Annotated in this window: 14 protein-coding genes; 5 read left to right on the top strand and 9 right to left on the bottom strand. The window is 42.2% G+C overall.

The window, feature by feature from the left end; translation table 11 throughout:
• Nucleotide 1 precedes the first annotated feature (1 nt).
• From FQ082_RS03235 to FQ082_RS13185, 5 genes are all read right to left on the bottom strand, one after another.
• On the bottom strand, nt 2-1,579 hold the full coding sequence (locus FQ082_RS03235; protein WP_149492020.1) for a DUF1513 domain-containing protein: 1,578 nt from the start codon (nt 1,577-1,579) through the stop codon (nt 2-4).
• A gap of 3 nt (nt 1,580-1,582) precedes the next feature.
• On the bottom strand, nt 1,583-2,746 hold the full coding sequence (locus FQ082_RS03230; protein WP_149492019.1) for an imelysin family protein: 1,164 nt from the start codon (nt 2,744-2,746) through the stop codon (nt 1,583-1,585).
• Between the two features lie 121 nt (nt 2,747-2,867).
• Nucleotides 2,868-4,556 carry a di-heme oxidoredictase family protein gene (locus FQ082_RS03225; RefSeq protein WP_149492018.1) on the bottom strand — a complete coding sequence of 563 codons (1,689 nt, stop codon included), beginning with the start codon at nt 4,554-4,556 and terminating at the stop codon, nt 2,868-2,870.
• A 264-nt stretch (nt 4,557-4,820) separates the two neighbouring features.
• Complete coding sequence (locus tag FQ082_RS03220) at nt 4,821-6,269, bottom strand: imelysin family protein (RefSeq protein ID WP_149492017.1); 1,449 nt, start codon at nt 6,267-6,269, stop codon at nt 4,821-4,823.
• 313 nt (nt 6,270-6,582) lie between these two features.
• The gene (locus FQ082_RS13185) at nt 6,583-7,236 is read right to left on the bottom strand and encodes an OmpA family protein (RefSeq protein ID WP_020444242.1); all 654 of its coding nucleotides are present in this window, start codon (nt 7,234-7,236) and stop codon (nt 6,583-6,585) included.
• Nucleotides 7,237-7,838: 602 nt separating this feature from the next.
• On the opposite strand from FQ082_RS13185, the gene FQ082_RS03210 reads away from it, so the two are divergent.
• From FQ082_RS03210 to minE, 5 genes are all read left to right on the top strand, one after another.
• Nucleotides 7,839-8,807 carry an acyltransferase gene (locus FQ082_RS03210; RefSeq protein ID WP_149492016.1) on the top strand — a complete coding sequence of 323 codons (969 nt, stop codon included), beginning with the start codon at nt 7,839-7,841 and terminating at the stop codon, nt 8,805-8,807.
• Between the two features lie 180 nt (nt 8,808-8,987).
• A complete protein-coding gene (locus FQ082_RS03205; RefSeq protein WP_149492015.1) occupies nt 8,988-10,088 on the top strand; it encodes a hypothetical protein in 1,101 nt (366 codons plus the stop codon).
• Nucleotides 10,089-10,174: 86 nt separating this feature from the next.
• The gene (gene minC / locus FQ082_RS03200; RefSeq protein ID WP_149492014.1) at nt 10,175-11,047 is read left to right on the top strand and encodes a septum site-determining protein MinC; all 873 of its coding nucleotides are present in this window, start codon (nt 10,175-10,177) and stop codon (nt 11,045-11,047) included.
• 359 nt (nt 11,048-11,406) lie between these two features.
• On the top strand, nt 11,407-12,219 hold the full coding sequence (gene minD / locus FQ082_RS03195) for a septum site-determining protein MinD (RefSeq protein ID WP_011514406.1): 813 nt from the start codon (nt 11,407-11,409) through the stop codon (nt 12,217-12,219).
• 2 nt (nt 12,220-12,221) lie between these two features.
• On the top strand, nt 12,222-12,509 hold the full coding sequence (minE, locus tag FQ082_RS03190) for a cell division topological specificity factor MinE (RefSeq protein WP_011514407.1): 288 nt from the start codon (nt 12,222-12,224) through the stop codon (nt 12,507-12,509).
• Between the two features lie 174 nt (nt 12,510-12,683).
• Here minE and FQ082_RS03185 read toward each other — a convergent pair whose 3' ends face one another.
• The 4 genes from FQ082_RS03185 to FQ082_RS03170 form a co-directional block, all read right to left on the bottom strand.
• Nucleotides 12,684-13,211 (bottom strand): cytochrome b, encoded by a 528-nt coding sequence (locus FQ082_RS03185; protein ID WP_149492013.1) that lies wholly within the window; start codon nt 13,209-13,211, stop codon nt 12,684-12,686.
• An 85-nt stretch (nt 13,212-13,296) separates the two neighbouring features.
• The gene (locus FQ082_RS03180) at nt 13,297-13,791 is read right to left on the bottom strand and encodes a hypothetical protein (RefSeq protein ID WP_020444247.1); all 495 of its coding nucleotides are present in this window, start codon (nt 13,789-13,791) and stop codon (nt 13,297-13,299) included.
• 5 nt (nt 13,792-13,796) lie between these two features.
• Nucleotides 13,797-14,807, bottom strand: a complete 1,011-nt coding sequence (locus FQ082_RS03175) for a chemotaxis protein CheB (RefSeq protein WP_011514410.1) — start codon at nt 14,805-14,807, stop codon at nt 13,797-13,799.
• The gene (locus FQ082_RS03170; RefSeq protein ID WP_149492012.1) at nt 14,800-21,696 is read right to left on the bottom strand and encodes an Hpt domain-containing protein; all 6,897 of its coding nucleotides are present in this window, start codon (nt 21,694-21,696) and stop codon (nt 14,800-14,802) included. Before FQ082_RS03170 ends, FQ082_RS03175 begins: the two co-directional genes overlap by 8 nt.
• Between the last annotated feature and the right edge of the window lie 29 nt (nt 21,697-21,725).

The following is a 21,725-nucleotide window of genomic DNA, read 5'->3' as shown; positions in this document are numbered from 1 at the left end:
ATCATAGTGCTTGCAAATGATTATCAAAAGACATTGTATGGCGTCTGCTATCTGTGCCGATATTGTGATTTTTGGCGATAGCGTCTGATTTTAGTTCTGAGTCTAACACTGTTAAATCATTGACAGTTAATCTGGTTAATTGACCTTGCCCATCACTAACAATAAAACTGGATTGTTGCTCTATATTAGTCTTAACAACATCATTACCACTGCATATATTACGGCTATAGACGGAGGCACCTGCACAATCTGGCAAACTGACAGAGTTGATTAGAGCTCGAGTCGTTAAATCAAATATTGTTGCACAGCCACCCATTGGCGTGGTTACACATAGTAAATTGCGTTTACTATCAACCGCGACGCTAGCGATATATTGGTGGAAGCGTTGCCATTGGTTATTTGGCATAATAAGGGGTTTAAAGTCAGCATCACCGCGCTTGTGTGTCAATACTAATGGCACATTGATATGTCTTTCACCTTGGAACTGAATGCCTATCATCACTGTGCCATCATCGTGCATGGCTAGATGACGCACACTCATTTGATTATGCTCAGGAATAATTTGTTCAAGTAAATTGCCAGTATGACGGTTTAGGTACACCAATGATGGGTGCATAGTATCGAGATTAAGCTCTTCACGCGATGCTCTCTCGGTCTTGATACCGCCATTAGCAATTACCAACGTTTTACCGTCTGGATGCATAATGAGCTCATGTGGACCTATACCATACGATTCAAATTCTGCTATTTTTTGATAACCATTTTTAACATCATAAACACCGATTTTACCGTCTAAAATTAGCGTGTCATTTTCAGTCACGTATAACTTTAAGCCATCTGAGCTATAGCAAGCATGACCATAAAAATGACGGTTGTTTGCAGCGTGGATCACAAATTTCACTTGTCCTGTCGCAGTATCAAGCACCCAGAATTTTTCACTAGGACGACGACCCATGACCACAACGTCACGATTTTGGTTGTGATTAACAAAGGTGTTTTGAGAATCAAAGGCAGGTTGGACGACAATATCATGGACACGTTCAGGCATGGTCGTTTGCCAAACGATTTGTCTATCGGCATCAATACCGACTACACCAAAATCATTTTCATCACTCTCACTTAGCAGTGAGATGTCTTTTGGCATAGAAGCCACGCCACTAACCCAGTATACAGGGCGAGTCAGCATAGTAGTGGTATGCATTGACCTAAAATCATTCGCAGACAAATCACGGCTACTAGGCTGGTTATCATCCATTGGCAGGCGATACGCTTGTTGCCACGTTGACGCTGCCTGCTGGCAGGCGTAGCGCAAACGTCTAAGCGTTGACTTGGAACCAGTAGCAGCTGATTGCACAGCATTCAATTGAGCATAAATACCACTTACATAATCTTGCAGGCGAGCATCAACTAGGCGTTGCTTACGATAACGATGATGAATACCGACGAATGTTGCCGTACCAAGCGCTGTCAATAATGAGATTGTCAGCAGCTCATGGCTAAACGGTTTTGCTTTTAGCGCATCCGACTGCCTATGATTTTTATTCACTGAGACCTTTTGACTCGCTTTGATAATAGCCATTATTTAATCACCGTCGTTACTGTTAAAGCCGACACGGAGACCAAGTGCCGGAATCAATTGACGCTTAATTAAGCGCGTAACGTTAGTAAGATGATCATATAATTCTTGCTGGTTGGCTTTATCGGCAGTGGCTAAATCTTCTGGCATTTGTGCCAATAACGTAGTGGTATCAGCGAGCGCAGTCGATAGATTGTCAGCCACGTTATTTTCACTATTGCTGCCCAAGATAGCAGTCAGTACCGGATCGGTCATGGCTTTATTTAAAGCCGCTAATTTTGCATTAATAATCGCGCGGCTTTGCTCTGCGGTCGCAGCAGGTAGATGACCTTTGACTTTACCGCTCAAGCCTAATGGCTGATCAATGGCGTTAGATTTCATCGTCTCAACCAACGACAGTAGGGAATTAATCCATTGGTTCAATCCTTGGTCGCTCTCAGCAGTTTTATCAATTGCTAATAGCTTAGTCGCATTTTGTTGCCAGTTTTTCTCAATAGCTTTTAAGCGTGTGCTCAGCGCACTACTCGCGCTTATAACATACGCACACTGGCCAGCGTCCAAGCTGTCATTGGCATAAAGCACCTCTTCTAAACCGGGCACACCTTGGACAACGGCACTTTCGTTAGCAAGTTGTTCAGCCGTCAGTTTTGGATTGGCAGCGATAAGATCCGCCACTCCGCTATGTACCAAGCCGCGCTCGTCAGGGAAATAATTAATATAAAGATTACTCATACTGGCGGTCGCAGGACCGAAGTTGACCATTTCAGCACTTGCCCATGCTTGTGCCAATACTAGCCACTGGTCACGTAGCGCTTGCAATTCATCACCGCTGACTGGCGCTTGTTGACAATGCTTTTGTGCCAAATCATGCAACAAATCACTTTGTTTCGCCGCGTCAGCATAAGCAGGTATGACAATCTCATTAGCGACATGGGTCAAATAGGTCTTTTCAGTCTCAGCACTGATATCGACAGCGACTATTTTTTCAACATTCTTATCTGTACTGCCATCAACCGCAGCATTTTCGCCAGCTTTCGGCTCAGCACTGTCTTGTGCAACTTGGCTATCTATTTCAGCCGCTTTATTGTCATCAGCAGGTTTGACGCAGCTAATAAGTATGCCAGCACTTAATGCCGAGAGCGCCATTGCTAGCGCATGGTTTATTTTCATAGAGTTCTCAGTAATATTATCAATCGTTATCGTCGAGTATCAGTATCGCAGTGATAGAGCCGTCAGGCGGATAACCTTATCTATCTGTCATTCAAAGATTAAAAAATACACAGTCAGGCGCTTATAATGACTGTAAAAACGCACTCAATTCAGTACGTCCCTGTTTATCAAGCATCAGCACTTTTTGCTGCTGTTTTTTGGCTTCGCCGCCATGCCATAGTACCGCTTCCATCAGCGTGCGGGCACGGCCATCATGTAAAAACGTCGCTTGCGGATCAACGGTTTGAGCGAGTCCAATTCCCCATAAAGCGGGCGTACGCCACTCATAAGAATTGGCTAAAAACTCAACCTGCAAGTTTTTTGGCGGCAGTTTGCCAGCAATAGTGCGATCCGCAAGCTCATCACCCATGTCATGTAACAGCAGATCTGTATAAGGATAAATCACTTGTCCATGCTGCTCAAGATGGTCATCAGCGGTTTTTGGCAGCTGATATCTTGGTGTATGGCAGCTTTGACAACCCATATCATAAAAGCGTTTTTTACCTGCTAATACCAACTTATCCTCTGCATTACGGCGGTGCGGTACTGCCAAATTACGCGTATAAAATTCTACAAATTTTGCTACCTCATCATTGACTTCAACCGCAGGCTTACCATTGCCTTGCTCATCTGCGCCCGTTATCGCATTATTACAAGCGGTTTGTGTTGGCATGCAGGATTCATGTGGGCGGATATTTGAAGTTAAACCCATGTCTTCATTAAAGGCGCTTTGATTTTGAGTAATCAGCTTGGTTTGCCCTGCTTTCCAGCCAAACCGACCTAAGGCAACTTTACCCGTTTGTGGGTCCATGACCCAGTTAAATTTACCCTTAATATCATTGCTGTTTTTATGATTGCTAGCCGCTTGTTTTTTAATATCCGCATCGGGTATTTGTTCAAGTAGCCCAAGTCCAATCATAGGTAAAGCAACACGTGGCGATACCATGAGCTCGTCATCAAATGCACCGTAACCCGGATTGGTCAAGTTAAAGGTTGGTGCGCGCAAGGTTTCGATATGTCCATCGGCAAAGGTAACTGGTTTATTTGTCCACTGCACGGCAATTCTTGCTTCTGCTGGCACGCCTTGAATACCGCGATCTTGCAATTGACCACCATACATAGGATGAGCAACTTTCTCAATAAGTGAATCTTTTAACTGCTGACGCTGTTCATCCGTGGTCGCTGGCATCGCCAAACGAATCAGAAAACTATCGGCATCGTCCTCAGCAGTCATAGGAGCATGACCACGACCGTCTTTGATATGGCATGACTGGCAGGCAGCGACGTTAAATAACGCACCAAGACCATCACGGCTATCCGTACTGGCAGGCGCAATCACCCACGGCTGACGGAAAAATGCATTACCAATAAAGAACGAGCCTTTGCGAGATGCGGTAATGTTCGATGAAGGTTTAGAGTAGCTCTCACTACTAGTAATACTAATCCCAGTATCACCGCCTTGCTTGATTTCTTGCGGATCAAAGCTTGCAAGCTGCTGCATAGGTACGCCAGCCAGCGCCTCAATCGTCTGAATACGCTCAGAGTCCAGCAATTCAAATTCAACGCCTTCCGAATTTGGTTGGTCTTTGTTGGCTGCGTTATCATTAGCATCTTTGACTGGCTGACAAGCACTGAGGGATAAGACACCCACTAATGCCAGTGATAAGGTAAATGGCGCAGACATGCCGACAGAGGCAGTTTTAGACTGTAATATAAGAGAAGAATGTAATATGGAGAGTGGTTTGATGATAAAACCTTTCTTGACGTGCATAGAGTACCTTAGTTCTGGTATAGAACCATTAAAATCGCATGCTATAAAATTTTTTATTGCTAGTCGATAAGTGGCAGCGACACGCTGATTTATCTGGCTATTTTAATACGCTATGAAAAAACACGTTGCCAAGCAAAATTGACAACGTGTTTATTATACCTATATTGTTTTCTTATGAAAATAAGTCTCATTCACTGTTAGCGACTCATTAGGCATTATCGATCACTGCTATGCTTGCTGTTAAAACAGTAGATTAATGAGCAATTAAAACTGCGAACCTGCATCTGCATCTAAATTGTCAATACCGACGGCTTTTGCGGCATTTTCAATACCAGCTGTCAGCTCTTGCAGACTTGTGATACTGGTTTCAATCCAACCGCGACGCTTGTTTTGTTCTTCAGCAGAAACACCATGTTTACTTGCCTGTCCTACAGTGGCAATCATCTGATCAATCTTGATATTTTCTTTTTCACCTTTTTCAACAATGACATTAAAGGCCGCTTCTACCTTTGCAAAATCAGCCGCTAGCTTATCCGCAGCTTCGGTATTGCCAGTATCGATAAGATAGTTTTTCAGTCCATAACCACCTACGGTTTTGCCCGCGACTGTTTTGTAGCTACCATTAAAGACATTTTGGATACCGCGAGCGTTATTGGCATAGCTTAAGTGTGTCAAGTCACTAAAACACTCATGCTCATCTTCAGTAGAGCCAGTGACGAACGCTACTTGGATGCGCTGAGAGGCAAGCTCCCCAAGTGCTAAGCTGCCCATTTGATACATAATTTGGCGCAGACTATTGCTATCCCTACGTGCCATCATGTCGCTACGCAAGGTGTTTTCACTGTCAGGTTGCCACTGCGCTTCCATCGCGGTCAAATCATCAACCAGTAGTTGAGTTGCTGCTTTTAGATACTGTCCGCGGCGCTCACAGATACTAGCGTCAGGATTGACACTCTCGCCGCTAGTGCATTGACCATCAGTCGTTAGATAATCACTGAACGGGCGGTTGCCAGCACCTTCAGCGACGCCATTAGTATCTTGACCCCATAGCATAAACTCAATAGCATGGTAGCCTGTGGTCACATTGGATTCACTACCGCCAATCTCATTCATCTCTGCGAGCAGCTCAGGCGTGATGCTACTGGTATCTTGCTTGAGGCTACCAACGCTAATGCTATCGCTATTAATGATGTTGTCTTTACTACTGTACTCGCCTTCATAGTCAGCGCTTACGTAGTCAATCAATGCTTCATCTAAAGGCCAAGCATTCACCTGCCCCTCCCAGCTGTCCGTACTACCAATATTACGATTGTCGTTGGCAGTCACAAAACCTTCATCGAATCTAAATACTTCAGTCTGTGAGTATGGCTGGCGCGCGGCTTTATAAGCAGCTTTTGCAGCATCCAAATTTGCTTGCGTTGGTGTTTCTACATAAGTATTGACGGCGCCCTGTAAAAGCTTTGCCATCTCTAACGAATCTTTGTATGCAGCATGTGCCATATCCGCATAACTGATAAGCAAGCGATCCATATGAGCTTTATCAGCAGCTGATGAAGTTTTGCTAGCTGTTTTCTCTGCGGTTTCAACTGGTGCATCTGTGGTCGCTTTTTCATCAGACTGTTTGCTACAACCTGATACCATCAATATCCCTGTCAGTGCAGCAGCTAAAGTAGTCGGTAAGATTTTACGGCTTGTCACTGTCGTGATATTCATAGATGTCCTTGATGGGCTGCAAAATAAAGAAGAGATAAGATAAATCTTTCACATCGATACTAGTAATGAAAATAGGCGAAACCAGCACTGTATCGGGCATTGAAACAGCTTGATTATAGATAATAGCAATGATCAGTTTGATATTAAAAACTGAAAAAATAGCTATCCGCAAAATAAATGCATGGGAATTATAATGTTATTGATAACTATTATCAAATATAATTTCTTAATGAAAGACAAAATTCAAGCCAAAAAAAAGGCCAGCTTTATGCTGACCTTTTTTCGATATTAACTATTAGCTAATCATTTAAAATTAACGAACGCTTTGTGGTGCGTTAACTGTCAGCTCAACACGGCGGTTCTGTTGACGACCAAATTCGCTATTGTTATCAGCAACAGGACGTGACTCACCATAAGCAACAACATTGATACGGTTAGATGCTACGCCACGCGCACTTAAGTAGTTCGCTACTGCATAAGCACGGTCACGTGATAACTTCATGTTATAAGCATCAGTACCTTTGCTGTCTGTATGACCAGCAATAGTGATGGTGTTTTGGTTATACTCATTCATAGTTGATGCTAGTTTATCAAGCGTTGGCTTAAATGAGTTGTTCAAAGTCGCATCATCAAACGAGAAAGTGATACTACCTGGCATAACCAGATCAATGTTACCGTTAGCGTTTGGCTTAACCGTTACGCCAGTACCAGCCATTTGTTGCTCAAGCTGACGAGCTTGACGCTCCATATAGTAACCAACGCCAGCACCTAATGCAGCACCAATAGCAGCATCACGACCAGTTTTATCACCACCAGTAGCTTTTGAGATAGTCGCACCACCTGCAGCACCAGCTAGAGCGCCGATAGCAGACTTGTTAAGACGTTGTTGTCCAGTGTTAGGATCAGTGACACAGCCAGTAAGAGCCAAACCTGAAGCGATTGCTGCAACCATTAATGTATTACGCATAATATGTCCTCTTAAGTTGAAAAAATAATCGTACTTTTATAAAAGATGCTAACGACAAATTAGCCATTAACTATATTGTTTGGGTGTTTATCGACACTAAAAGTATTATGGCAATCTCATTCTAATTCTGTGTAATATTTTGTCACATCTATGTATGAGAAGTGCATAAGTGTTGATAAATACGATTTTGTTAAATGCATAATTTGCTATCGCAAGTCACGTTTACAGCCGTACACTCTATTTTTTTCTGCTAAAATTACTCAGCAACATTACAAGAATAAAAGTAAATGTCTTATCACTTAAATGCTCTGTTATTAACAGCCAATGCGAAAGTCTAAAAGTGAAATCACTCTACATAGAAGACTCTTTACTTAAAGCCTTATCTATAAAAGGCTGCCGTTAACTATTAATATTAGCAGTATCTGTAGGCTAAGTGAATATGACTATACTATCAAGAGTCTAGCAAAGTCAAAATGCGTAAAAATAAAACTTATATGTGTTGTCCTATTACCTGCAAGCTAAGCCTTCGAGGCTATCTAGTGTTAGAAATACTTAAAACATACTATTGATATATTTGTAAAATTAACAGAGAGGAATGGGTCATGCGCTTAAACGCCACCATGCAAAAACTCCATCAGCGTGCCCCTAAATTGGGCAAAGCGGTTTCGCTAGCAACGGCAACGGGTGTCATTGCTGCCAATAGCTTTGGTGGTAGTATTCCCTTGTGGTTGATGGGTATGGGCAAAATTATCACTGGCGCTCCTATTGCAGATCAAACAGTGATTAAAATTACCAATCACTGGATTAGTAGTAACAATGCCTTAATAAAAAACCTCTTACCAAGAAAAGATTGGCGTATCACGCTACCTGATGATGTACATGTGCATGGCAAATATCTGCTCGTCAGCAACCATCAGTCTTGGGTTGATACCAGTATTGTGCAGTACATTAGCGAAAAACGCTTACCCCTCACGCGATTTTTTACGAAATTTGAGCTGATTTATATCCCGATTGTTGGTCAGGCTTTTTACTTCTTAGATTTTCCGATGATGCGTCGTCACTCTAAAGAAGCAGTTGCCAAAAACCCTGCTTTAAAAGGTAAAGATATCGAAGAAGCAAAGCGTGCTTGCGCGTTATTAAAAGACAAACCTTTTACCTTGCTGAACTATTTAGAAGGTACACGCTTTACCAAAGAAAAGCATAATAAGCAAAACTCGCATTATACCCATCTGCTAAAACCAAGAGCTGGCGGTTTATCGCTGGCGATTAGCGCTTTAGGTGAAGACATCGATGGTATCTTAGATATGACAATTATCTATCCTGATGGGGTACCAACTTACGGGGATTTGTGGAAAGGCAATATCAAGCGCTTAGGCGTTGATGTGCGCTATCTTGAAATACCTGATGATTTATTTTCTGCAATCAAAGAAGGTGGCTATGAAAATGATGAGGATATCAAAGCACAAATGTTTGATTGGGTAGAGCATGTTTGGCAACAAAAAGATCAGCGTATCATCACTATGTTGGCTGAGTTTGAAACCAATCCTAAGGTTGACAATTCGAGCAATTAAATGACAGGATTCTTTGAAAGAAGATAAATGGCAAAATACCAAATTATAATGGTTGATGGGTTGTTTTTTGGCATTATTCATTGATAATGTGAATGACCGTTAGAACGCTGTGTTGATTTTGTTGTGATTGGTGTAATACCTCTCATGACTGCTGCGATTTATTACTTATAAGGACTGACTGTGCCCGCCTCTTCCATTACTCGCCCGCCCATAGAGTCAACGTCCACGCTCAATCAGTCCTTAGCAGGGTCAGAGCCACCAACAGGGTTACCAGAGACTCCGCCTTCAAGACCAAATCGTTTAAAGCTTACTTATGATATCGTGATGATTATCGCCATCAGTATTGATTTATTGGTTATCAGTACTGATGCTATTTTGATGAGTAGTTTTAGTAGTGACGCGGCAAACTGGCTTGGAATTTCCAATCAATTAATCTGGTATCAAAGTAATATCCATGACTCATTACGTACCGTGGGCGGCTTTTTTACCTTGTTTTTGATTGCAGAGCTGCTATTACGCTGGGCGATTGCCATCAAAGAAAAAATCTATTATCGCTGGTTCTTTTTTCCTTTTGTGCATTGGTACGAGGTATTAGGCTGTTTTCCGCAATTGCGTGCGCTGCGATTATTTCGCGTTGTTATTATCGGACGACGCCTATATCAACTAGGCTATCAAGTATTGCCCCAGCCATGGATCAATAGAATCAACTTCTATATCGATGTAGTATTAGAGGAGTTGTCTGATCGCGTTATTTTAACGACCATTCAGACCTTTCGGCAAGAACTTACTGATCCGAAGAGGCAAAAATCATTTATCGACTCTACCATCTCGCGCAATCGTGATGAGATTGAAGCCGCCATACTGTCGCTACTGCGTAAAGAGATGACACCAAAACTACAAGCACTGACCGAGTCAGCAGGTGGCGGTGCTATCATCGCTAGTGAAGTGGGCAATGCGATCCAAGATGGGCTTGCCAATACGCCAGAATTGCGCCGCTATCTGCGTATGATACCTATTGCGGGTAGCTTGATTGAATCACAGCTACAACATGTGGGGCAAAATATTGGTGAAAATGTGGTTTATGCGCTCAACGAGCGTCTGCTTGACACCGAACGCCTTGATGCATTGATGGTCGCTATCGCTAGTGGTATCGCTCAAATCGATACAGACAATCCGGCATTAGACCATCTCATTGCTAGCATTATCGATGATGGTCTGACAGAATTTGAAGCGCAAATAAAAGTTCAACAGTGGAAGCATCAAGACTTGCTTAAATTATAGAATCTTCAAAGCTTTAAAATAATGATTTGATAAGAAAAATATCACCACGAATATAGCATTACGATTACCTTTTGAGGATGTAGATTATGACCATTGCCGACAACTATACCGACACTTCGTCAGCCACGCCTGCTTTAGCCTTTTATGGCAAAATGCTGACCTTTTCACGGGTACAGTTTAGTACCGATGACTTTGTGGCGATTGCTGCTCAATTACAAAGCACGTTGAGCAATAAGAGCAGTCATATTCCTGTGTTGATTGATAGCGAGGTTGAGCAAGATCTATCAGCACTGGTCGAGTTGCTATGGTCTTGGGGTTTACAGCCTATCGGCGTCGTGACAGGTTTGTTAGACGCGCAAGCACGTGAGCTACGCTTGGCAATATTTCCAGCAGATGGCAAGCGTATTGAGCGCATTTTACCCAGTAAAAAAGCGGTAACGCAACTAAGCCAAGTTGCTGCTCCTACAACGGCTGCTACTGATAATAATGAGTCTAAGACGGATAACGTGAGTGCTCAGCAAGCGCTACAGACAAGCGCAGAAATGCAAGCTGATTTATCTGTAGAAACAGCAGAAACCCTTATCAGTACTGAGCATATTACCAGTCTTATCTATGATCAAATGCTGCGCTCAGGACAAAGTCTCAATCATGTCGGTGGCGATTTGATTTTGACCAACAGTGTCAATAGTGGTGCTGAAGCTATTACTGATAACAACTTGCACGTTTATGGTCGTGCTCAAGGTCGCTTGGTCGCAGGTGCTACGGGCGATAAAGACGCACGCATTTTTTGCCAAGTTTTTAACCCCTCTCTGGTGTCAGTCGCCGGTACTTATTGCTTACGCGACAATCTGCCTGAGCATGTGATTGATAAATCGGTCGAAGTGCGGTTTTTAGAAGGTCAAGGTTTGGTATTTACGATCATTGATGAATCTCAGATTAATAAAGGCGTCAAACCCTAGTCATTTATATAGATATTGTTAAGGTTAAAAAGTAAATATGTCAGAAACCCTTTTAATTCATATTGTAGTAAGTTTATTTAACAAAACTGCGCTATGATGAATTTTTAGCTCTGCCACTATTTACCACACCTACGTCCTTATATATCAGTTAGGTAATCGCTTAATTTTATATCTTAGCCGTTTGTATGCTTTAATAGAGACTTGCTATAAGTTCTGCTAGATTTATGCTAGGCTTACGCTCGCAGAGAGTATATATACAGCGTATGGACGACCAGAAAGCATAATGCTTTATATATAATATATGCTGTTTTATATAATAAATATCTCATCAATTCATCAATTTATAGGAGTGTGCCATTGTGGCGAAGATTGTTGTAATCACTTCGGGTAAAGGCGGTGTGGGTAAAACCACGACCAGTGCTTCTTTTGCCGCCGGTTTAGCATTACGTGGCTATAAGACAGTTGTTATCGATTTTGATGTAGGCTTGCGTAATCTAGACTTGATTATGGGCTGCGAAAATCGAATTGTTTATGACTTTGTCGATGTAATCAATGGCAATGCACGCCTATCACAAGCGCTTGTCAAAGATAAGCAATTGGAAAATCTTTACATTCTACCTGCCAGTCAAACGCGCGATAAAGATGCGTTAACAGATGACGGTGTGGCAGAGATTATGGAAGAGCTTTCTAAGCAATTCGATTACATTATTTGCGACTCACCTGCAGGTATCGAACGCGGCGCGCAGCTCGCCATGTATCATGCGGATGAAGCTATCATCGTTACCAACCCTGAGATCTCATCAGTACGTGACTCAGATCGTATCATTGGTATCTTGCAAAGCCAGACGAAAAAAGTGGCTGAGAACCAAGGTTCTGTACGTGAGCATCTGATTATCACACGCTATAATGCAGAGCGCGCAGCAGCCAATGAGATGATGGATATTGAAACCATCTCAAATGATATCTTAAAAGTTCCATTACTGGGCGTTGTTCCTGAGAGCCATTCCGTGCTGGAAGCTTCTAACCACGGTGAACCCGTGATTCATTATACCGACTCTATTGCTGGTCAATGTTATGATGATATTGTCGCTCGCTTCCTAGGGGAAGAACGTCCGTTACGTCATATTGATGTGAAGAAAAAGAGTCTATTACAGCGCTGGTTTGGGGGTTAATAATGAGTAAGAAAAAAGGATTTTGGAGTAGCTTATTTGGCACTGACGACAGCAATGCAGGCAGTGCCAATATGGCAACTGAGCGCTTAAAGGTTATTGTCGCAAGTGAAAATCGCTTAAACAATCGCTTGACCGCAGACCGTATCGAAAAAATGAAACGTGAGATATTAGAAGTGGTCAATAAGTATGTCAATGGCGTACAGATTGATGATGTCAATATCAATCATCGTTCTGAAGATAGCTTGGACGTGCTTGAGATGAATATTAATTTACCTGAGCATAAAAAGTAAATTTATAGTTAGCTCATATTTATTTTGATCACTAAAAAAAGCCCTGTGTATGATACGCAGGGCTTTTTTACGGGTATATTTTACACTGTGGAAATTAAGAAATAGATGCCATTTCTTAATACAAAAGTGCTATAAGCAGCATTTTTGATATGTCGTAACGATATTAAAAGTCTATTACTTGATACGTGCTATGAGGTTGTCTTTTTTCACAAACTGATGATACAAAGCCGCCCCGATATGAAGCACAGTAAAGGCGATAATCATTGGCCAAATGATATCTACATGCCAGTCATTAAAGAGTCGAGCCAACCCTCTATCTGGGGTTACTAGTACAGGTATTTGAAATATACCAAATATATCAACCGGACGGCCACCATACAAAGACATCATTAACCCTGCTATTGGCATCGCAATCAACAGAGCATAAAGTACAAAATGCGACAATCGGGAAAGCAGCATTTGCCATTTCGGCATCAATACTGCTGGTGGCGCTTTGGTAAAGATGCGATTAATGACTCGTGCTATCATCCAAAATAACAGGCTAACCCCAAAGGCTTTATGTAGCCCAATATAGAGATTGCTATCTAGGTTGTCATATAAAAAAACCATGGTCCATGTAATCAGCAATAAAATCGCGCTAATCCAGTGAAAAAATCGACTGGCAAAGGACCATTTTTTTAGGTTGGAATGAGTAGTATTCATAAATTTACTGTGTTACCTCTGTCGCTACTGATTGCTTAATAAGCGCTTAGGCATAGATATAGACAGTGACTATCTAATGAGCAAACTAGCCGTCTAAATCTACTAGCTGATGCGCAATTTTATCTAAATCTGGCACCAAATACAGCATATTATCAATCATGACCGTCTGAAAAAGATAGGATAGCACAACCTCTTCTTTTACACGTTCATGAACCGTATCGATATTGCTATTTGACTTGATAAAATGCTCAGGCAGCTCAACATCTTTCACATCAGAGATACGCGCCTGTAGTTGGCGCACCTCACCTGAAGTTTGCAAAGCAATACGATGCGCTGATGTATTTCCTTCCAATATAACCATCTTATCTGGCGTTTGATGGCTTGGCAACATATGGAACACAGCGATTTGTTGCTGTTGCCACTCATAAAATTGTGTATATTCGCTGTACTCATCTATACTCAAAATCAAACCACTAGGAACAAGCCAATCCGGCTGATCAAGCGCTGGAATGATCGTCACATCGAGCATACCATTAGTGGTGGTCAGTAAGCTTACTGCCTCAAATGAATGTTTTAACATCTGTCTCATAAGTCGCTCACAATAAATGAATGTGGAGTGTCGTTTGTCGCTTTATTAGCAATATAGTTGGTCAGCTTTTCTGCCAATGCTTGAGGACTGCCGATAAAGGTACAATATCCTGAGTCAATGATAGCCTGTGGCTGACTGGGACAAGTACTCAAAATTGGGTCTTGTGCCCATAATTGACTGTCATTATCTTGTATCAAATCTAAATACTGCGTGCCATCATTGCCCATACCTGAAAAGATAATGTTTATCAGCTCGCTACCATAAACATCGCTGGTGTTTTTGAGAATCTGACCAATAGCAGGTTTATAATCCCCTACCCAAGCCTGATCTAATAAGATAATGCGACCAGTTGAGTCACAGACAATCTGTTGATCGATAGGTACGATCAGACATTGACCTGTACGCATGCGCTGCGAGGAAGTAATCATCTGGCAGTGCCAGTCATTATGGCGATTTAATATACGTGGCAAGGTACTAATCATGGTTTGATTAAAATGATGCGCTAGTAAAATACTTATCGGCAGTGTTGGCGATAGGTGATCTAAGAACTCTTTAACCGCACTAGGACCACCCATAGATGCCCCTAAGAACACCACATAACGCCAATCACTAATATCATCCTTATAGACAGAATTATCGATAAGATTTGGCAAATCCAGCAGTTGCGCAAGCTTACGTTTGAATTTACGTTGCCATTTAGCGTACTGCTGCGCCTCATTAAGATAAGGTGCTTGACTAAACCCGACCAACATCGCTACAGGATTGGAAGCAGCTGTCATGGTCGCTAGATGCTCATCGTAATCACTGTCTATCAACCAGATATCAATAGCGCTTTCATAACCATCAAACTTATCCTTCAACTGCGATGGTGTAACGCAATCCACCAGATGAAAGCCACAGCTCCGCACTGTATCAGAGAACGCCATCCGCTGCTGATGGTCTTCTGCCACCACCAGTACTTTAATCTCATTTTTATCTTTTAACGCCAAGGCACGTATGTTACCCATGATGAGTTAGGTGGACCTTTTCATCCAATAAACTTTGGATTTTATCAAGCAGCTGGTTTTCTTGGAAAGGTTTGCCCATATAGTCATTTACCCCAATCTCAAGGGCACGTTCACGATGCTTCTCACCGGTTCGTGAGGTAATCATGATAATAGGCAGATGCTGCAAGCGTCCATTATGTCTGACTTGGGTAGCAACTTCAAAACCGTCCATGCGCGGCATTTCAATATCAAGCAGCATTAAGTCAGGCGTCATCTCTTGTAGTATCTCAAGCGCATCGATACCATCTTTGGCAAGTACCACATTGAACCCTTGACGCTCTAAGAATCGTGAGGTTACTTTTCTGACTGTGACTGAATCATCAACGACCAGAATCGTGGTATTGGAATCCATATTTCTTTGTTCAGTAGCTTTAGAATGCGTGACGTCTTTGACTAAAGCCGCGTTACGCATCAAGGCTATCAAGTCTAGAATGAGCATCACTGAGCCATCGCCCATAATGGTAGCCGCTGAGATACCAGATAAATTTGAGAACTGTTGCCCCAAAGGTTTTACCACTACTTCAATACGTGAGCCTGCTATTTGATCGACTTGTAAGGCCATATTCTGACCACTGCGGTTTTTGATGATAATAAGCGGCACGCTAGTATTGGTATTAACGACCAGCTCATTGAGCTTATTACCAGATAAAATCTCATTTAAATAGCGTACACGATAGTCGGTATCTTCAAAATTGAGAGTCGCCTTACCCGATTGATAATAGTCATAGACTTTTTCTGGATTGATACGTACAACGCGTTCAATCTGCACCAAAGGTATGGCATAGTAACGATCCGCTGCTCGAACCACCAAAGCATCAGACACAGCTACCGTTAATGGTACACGGATGGTAAAGCTTGATCCTTTGCCAAGCTCTGATACCACAGATACAGCACCACCTAGCTGACGAATTTCACTAATAACAACGTCCATACCGACGCCACGCCCTGATATCTGCGTGACTTGTTTGCTGGTACTAAGACCGGCATTAAAAATATATTGCATAATATCAAGGTCGCTAAGATTCCTATCTTTGGCGTCGATCAAACCCTGAGAGATGGCTTTTTCACGTACCGCTTCTACATCAATCCCTTGTCCATCGTCATTGAGCAAAATGACAATTTCACTTCCTTCCCGTAGTACTTCTAGCGTGATTTGACCGCTGCGCTCTTTACCTGCTGCCAGCCTTGCTGCCACATTCTCGATGCCATGATCGACTGCGTTACGTAACATATGCTCAAGCGGTGAGGTGATGCGCTCTAGAATGGTTCTATCCATCTCATCATCAGCATTGATAATTTTTAGCTCAACCGACTTATTCAGCTCATTAGCCGTTTGGCGGACAATACGCTCAAGCCTTGGTGTTAATCGCGTAAAAGGAACCATACGTGAGTTCATCAAACCATCTTGTAGTTCAGTCTGCGTCCGAGATAACTGGAGCAATAGACTTTCACTATCACGCGTTTTTTCTAATAAAGTATGGTTAATTTCGACCAAATCCGATGCCGACTCTGACAAAGATTTTGACAGCTGATTCAAAGAAGAGTATTGATCCATCTCTAGCGGGTCAAAACCTTCATGATTGACCAGCTCTTCATCAATCTGCGATAAAATCTGTGCCTCAAGCTCAATTTCCATACGGCGCAACTGATCCGCTAGACGCTGTACGGTAGTACCCATCTCTTCAATACTGTTGGTCAAGCTACTGATGCCCATATCGATACGAGCACGGTTAATCGCAGACTCACCTGACAGGTTAATCATATGCTCAATCAGACTGCCTGAGATACGAATCATCTCACTATTATTGGCATTTTGCTCTTGTTCAGTCGCATCGTTAACCATCAGCGGCATGGCGCTGATATCTTCTTGGATATAGGTTATTTCTTGGTTTTCTTTGGCAATTAAAATCGTTTCACGCTGAGCTTGCAGGGTTTCTGCTGGTACCTGCTTTAAACTATTAGGGTTTTTACTAAATTGCTGTAATGCCTCAATTAGTAAACTAGGTGTTGGCGGATTCACTTGCTGTGATAGGATAAAAACAGCATCTGCTAGCCAGTCATAACAAGCAGCCAGCAACTCCAGCACTTTCGTGGTTGCAGGGCGGCGCTGAGCAACAAAGTCTTGATAAACTGATTCCATTTCATGAGCTAAATCAGCAATACCAGTAGCAGTAACCATACGTGCGCCACCTTTTAAGGTATGCAAGTCGCGCTGTAGTGCTTGCAGCGCAACCATGTCACCAGCATCATTTAAGAATAACTGTAGATATTCATTACGATTGGTGAGCGCTGCTGCCTCTTCTAAGAAAACTTCTAAAATATCAGCATCAGGTAAACCATGCGCCCACGATTGCTGAATGATTTTATCTAAACTTAACGCATCTGCCTCATTTGCTACCTGTTGGGTATCTTGATTGGCAAAGATTTGAGGCTCAGCTGCCACATGGTTATTTGGCATAGGAATAATAAGCTGTACCGTTTCTGGCAATGCTTGTGCTTTTAAAAACTGCTGTAATTGAGCCATGAGCTCAGGCGCAAAAAAAGACTTTTGATAACGTACAATGTGTGCTACCTGCAGCGATAAGGTATCTTGTACCACTTGCATAATCTCAAGCCACTGTGCGGTTGGCTCGCGTTTAGATTCTACAAACGCCTCATAAACGCTTTCTGCTTCATGAGTCAAGTCGCCAATACTGCGGATACCCGCCATACGCGCACCACCTTTGATGGTATGCAGATGGCGTTGGAGTACCTTTAAGGTATTAATATGGGTGATGTCTGCACGCCACTTACTGAAACTATCGACCAGCGCATCATCAAGCTCTTGCGCCTCTTCTAAGAAGATTTCTAGTAGCTCAATATCCGTATCGATAGTTTCAAGCTCTAGCTCAGGTGCGGCAATACTTTGTACAGTAGCCTGTTCTTCATCGGCTATATTTTCATCACTTTCATTCTTATCTTGCACGATATTGTCTTGCACGATACTAGCTTGCACGATGTTGTATTGCTTGATACTCTCTAACTTCTCTAGTACTTGCTCATCAATTTTTAATGACGTACTGCCTGCTAAAGCATCAAATAAACCAACTAACTGCGCATGACCTGCAAGTAGGATTTCTTGGATATCAATATCTGCCGCTTCTTTTGGATATTGGCTCAAATAATGATAAGCATCTTGTAAGGCATCAAGAATAGAGACGAATTTTGGAAAGGCTTGTGCTTTGTCAGTTAAATATTTAATTTGTAAAATTTGCTCAGCGATATAGGCTTGGATTTTCTCGATATCAGCACTGTTAAGCGCTTCATCTAATTGCCACTCGGCATCTAATAACTCATCAATATTGCCATCTAACAAGTCATTAATCGTTGGTTTATCCTCAGTGCTTGCCTCACTATCGTCATCTTGCTCCTCAAGCATCGCCTGTAACGAGGCGATATCCTGCTCGCTTTGCATATGCTCTGCCGACATATCTTGCTGGTTTGCATGTTGTTTATAGTTATGGAGATAACCATCAATAAGCGTGACAGATTGGGCCAGTGCAGTTAAATGGCTTGCATTCATCGGTATATCCTGCTGCTGTAGAAGCTCTAAGCTTTGCTCTATCGTCGCACTCACGTCGCTAATGGCAGTCAATGCACTAGAGCCAGAAGCTGCTCTCAAAGTATGGAATGCGCGCACAATCTCGTCACTTACCTCGACATATGGCTCATTTTTATGATGACGTACAAAGTCATTAACGCCTTCTAACAACTCTTCTGCCTCTTCAATAAAGATGTCAAAGAACGCCTGTTCTTCTTCACTTTGAGGCATCACAATAACTGGTGCTTCTGCCATTTTTTCATTGACCGAATAAATCGTCTGCAAGGTGCGATCAATTGCTTCATCATTCTCCAAATCTTGAATATGACTGTCTAAATCAATGTGACTTGGCGTATGCTTAGCAGGCTGTAACCATTGATTGTATAATGCACAGTAACTGAATTCATCACCTAATTGTTTGCTATAAGCATTAGCACAGGCAACCCACAATGACATCATAGCAGGATAATCTTGGCTTTCACGCTCGAAAGTGCTTAGTAACTCAGGATATACGGCCAATACATCACCAATCAGCTGCTGTATATCCGCTGAGGCAGTTATGCTCTTATCTAAAATGCGGTTTAGCATGTTTTCTATAGACCATGCTAATTCAGCACTGTAATGAGCACCGACCATCCGACCAGAGCCCTTCAGAGTGTGAAAGCCACGGCGTATGTCTTTCAGTTCAGTCAAATCAGTAGGTGAAAGCTGCCAATGTCCATATAAAGGGATGATTTCATCTAAGACTTCATTAGCCTCTTCTATAAATATCTCTTTAATATCAGGATCAGCATCGTTTGCATCTGTCACTAGCGACTGTGCTTCCAAAATAAATGGCTGTAATACCAAAGGGAGCTCTAAATCTGACAATGCATCCAAAGTGTTAGCTGGCTCTGAGACTGAGCTTATGGCTTGCGCGTGTAAATTATGGTCAAGTATATGATGATCTGATGCAAAGTCCGATTCTTCAATATCAGCTGTTAATGACGTAGGCGCAGCTACTGGTAAACCTGCATTTAGTGGTTGCTGAGTCATCAAATTATGACTTTGCAAAAGAGTAATAGCAGGGTCAAAGCTTGGTGGCTGCTGTGCTGCAAAGTCAAATAGCATAACGGGTAGGCGTTTGGTGGTTTCTGTTATCAACGTTACCACATCGTCCGTTACGAATAAGGTTTTATCCAATAAACGGTTGAGTAGATTTTCGATAGACCATGCCATCTCGCTGATGCTAACAGCACCAACCATACGTCCCGAGCCCTTTAAAGTGTGGAAACCGCGACGTAGTTCCGTTAATGGTGTTAAATCTTGCGCATCTTCCTGCCATATTGGTAAAAAGTCTTCTAGATCACCAATCACTTCTTCAACTTCTTCAATGAATATTTCTCGAATGTCTTCATCGATATCAAAGGTATCAGGATTTAGCTGTTGGCGCATTTTCAATAAAGCTTTGCTTGCCCCTGTCTCTATAGACTGTTTATTGTCTAACAGTAAGCCAGTCAAAGTTTCAGTATCGAAAGACGGTTCAGTGACAGGCGCAATCTCACCGCTGTCGTCATAGCGCAATACATCATTGGCGGCTGGTTTTTGGGTGAGGAAAGTATCGTTGACTGCTTCAGGCGCATCGATATATGCATTAAGTAGCTTGGCTGCCGTATCAATATAAGCATTTGCTTTTTCTAGTAGTGTTTGATCAACAAACTGTTGCGCAAGATAATCCAATAATAGCTCAATGGCACTCAAGCTCTCTGCCAACGCTTCAATAACGTCCCAGCTCAATATGGCAATATTATGAGTATGTATCTGTACAAATATATCGGCTATCTTGTCGACTACTTCACCAATCGCTGGCAGCTCCATACTATTAAAAGCATGGCTCATGCTCATAAAAATTGCCTGCTCTGGCAATAATTCTAACTGTTGGCGTTGTATATAGTTATGAAAATCTTGCTTAACTTCTTCAGCCGCAATACGTAACTCACGTAAATCCACATTAACAGAACCAACATCTAAACTGTTTGCTGGTTGCAAGTCATTATCAGTGCCAGTAGAAACAGATGTATCGCCAATCTTGATAGAAATCATTTGTTCTGTATTATAGACAGCGCTATACAACTCTTGTAGCTGACGTTCAATCTGCCATTGTTCTTGCGTAAAATCCTGCTCTGATAAGAGGCTACGCTCTACATTAGTCGCAATAGCATCGATTTGTGAGGCAAATAATGTCCAGCCACGACTTTTAAGCTGGTTATTTATTTTCGCTAAAGGTTTTAGCAAAGTATGAGGCTTATCAAGTGCAAAAATAATCGTCTCAATCTCACTCAATATACGAGGTAAGAGACGTACTTCAGCGTCTATCTGTACACCGCCATTCAATAAAGATTCAGCATTATCACTGTTATGAATAAGGCTACTTAATTCGCTATAAATATGACTAATGAGACTTTGAATCTCGCTTATAGATGGCTCAATCTGATCTTGATGACTGTCTATCAATTGATCCAGCTGACTTAATATTCCTGCATACTGCTTAGGTAGGGGTATTTCATTTTGCCCAAGATCCTGTAGCCACAGCTCAGCCAGATACCACAAGCGCTGCAAATCAGCTTCTTGTGCCGTTTGCCATAAATAGTGGCTGACCTTTTGTAGCACAGTCAGGATAGCAGGCTTATTCATATTGGCAGCGAGCAATTTTTGCGTCTGTTGGCGCCACACTAATAGCAATTGCCGATGCTGTTGACTATCTAAATCTGACACTGATCTACTCACAGGTAGGGTTATGTCAATATCATCATAATCCGATAAGCTAGCCAAATGACTGTCTGTCGTCAAGGATAAGGTATCTGCAAGCGGCTCTGTGACTATATCAAACTGCGATAAGACTTGCGCTAGATCAGTCAGCGTTTTATTCATTAAAACACTATGATATCTACCTGTGCGCACATAATGTTCCAGCTCACGCTGTAACACTTTATGAGCAATCTGCCCTATTCTGAGTTTCTCAGCAGCCAAATTTATATCTAAGCTGCCATTATCCAAACCATCAAAAACAGTGGCTTCTGCTAATAAGCTAAGCTTATTCGCTAAATTTGCTAAAGCAGGCAAATTAATCATGATCAGGGCACCAGCAATTTCATGATAGTACTGTGCCATTTGCTCGTCATTAGTACGTGCTGTCTCTAATTGCCAGCCATCAGCTACCTGTGTTAATTGCTGATTAAACAGTGGCAATAACCACTCAAGCGTTACCATGTCATTGGGCTGGTTTTTCATAGATTCATCCTGACTCTTTTAGGCGCTAA

It is taken from the genome of Psychrobacter sp. ANT_H56B (assembly GCF_008369245.1).
GTDB lineage: Bacteria > Pseudomonadota > Gammaproteobacteria > Pseudomonadales > Moraxellaceae > Psychrobacter > Psychrobacter cryohalolentis.
The sequence above is the reverse complement of the archived record's forward strand: the minus strand, read 5'-3'. Positions and strand labels throughout refer to the sequence as shown.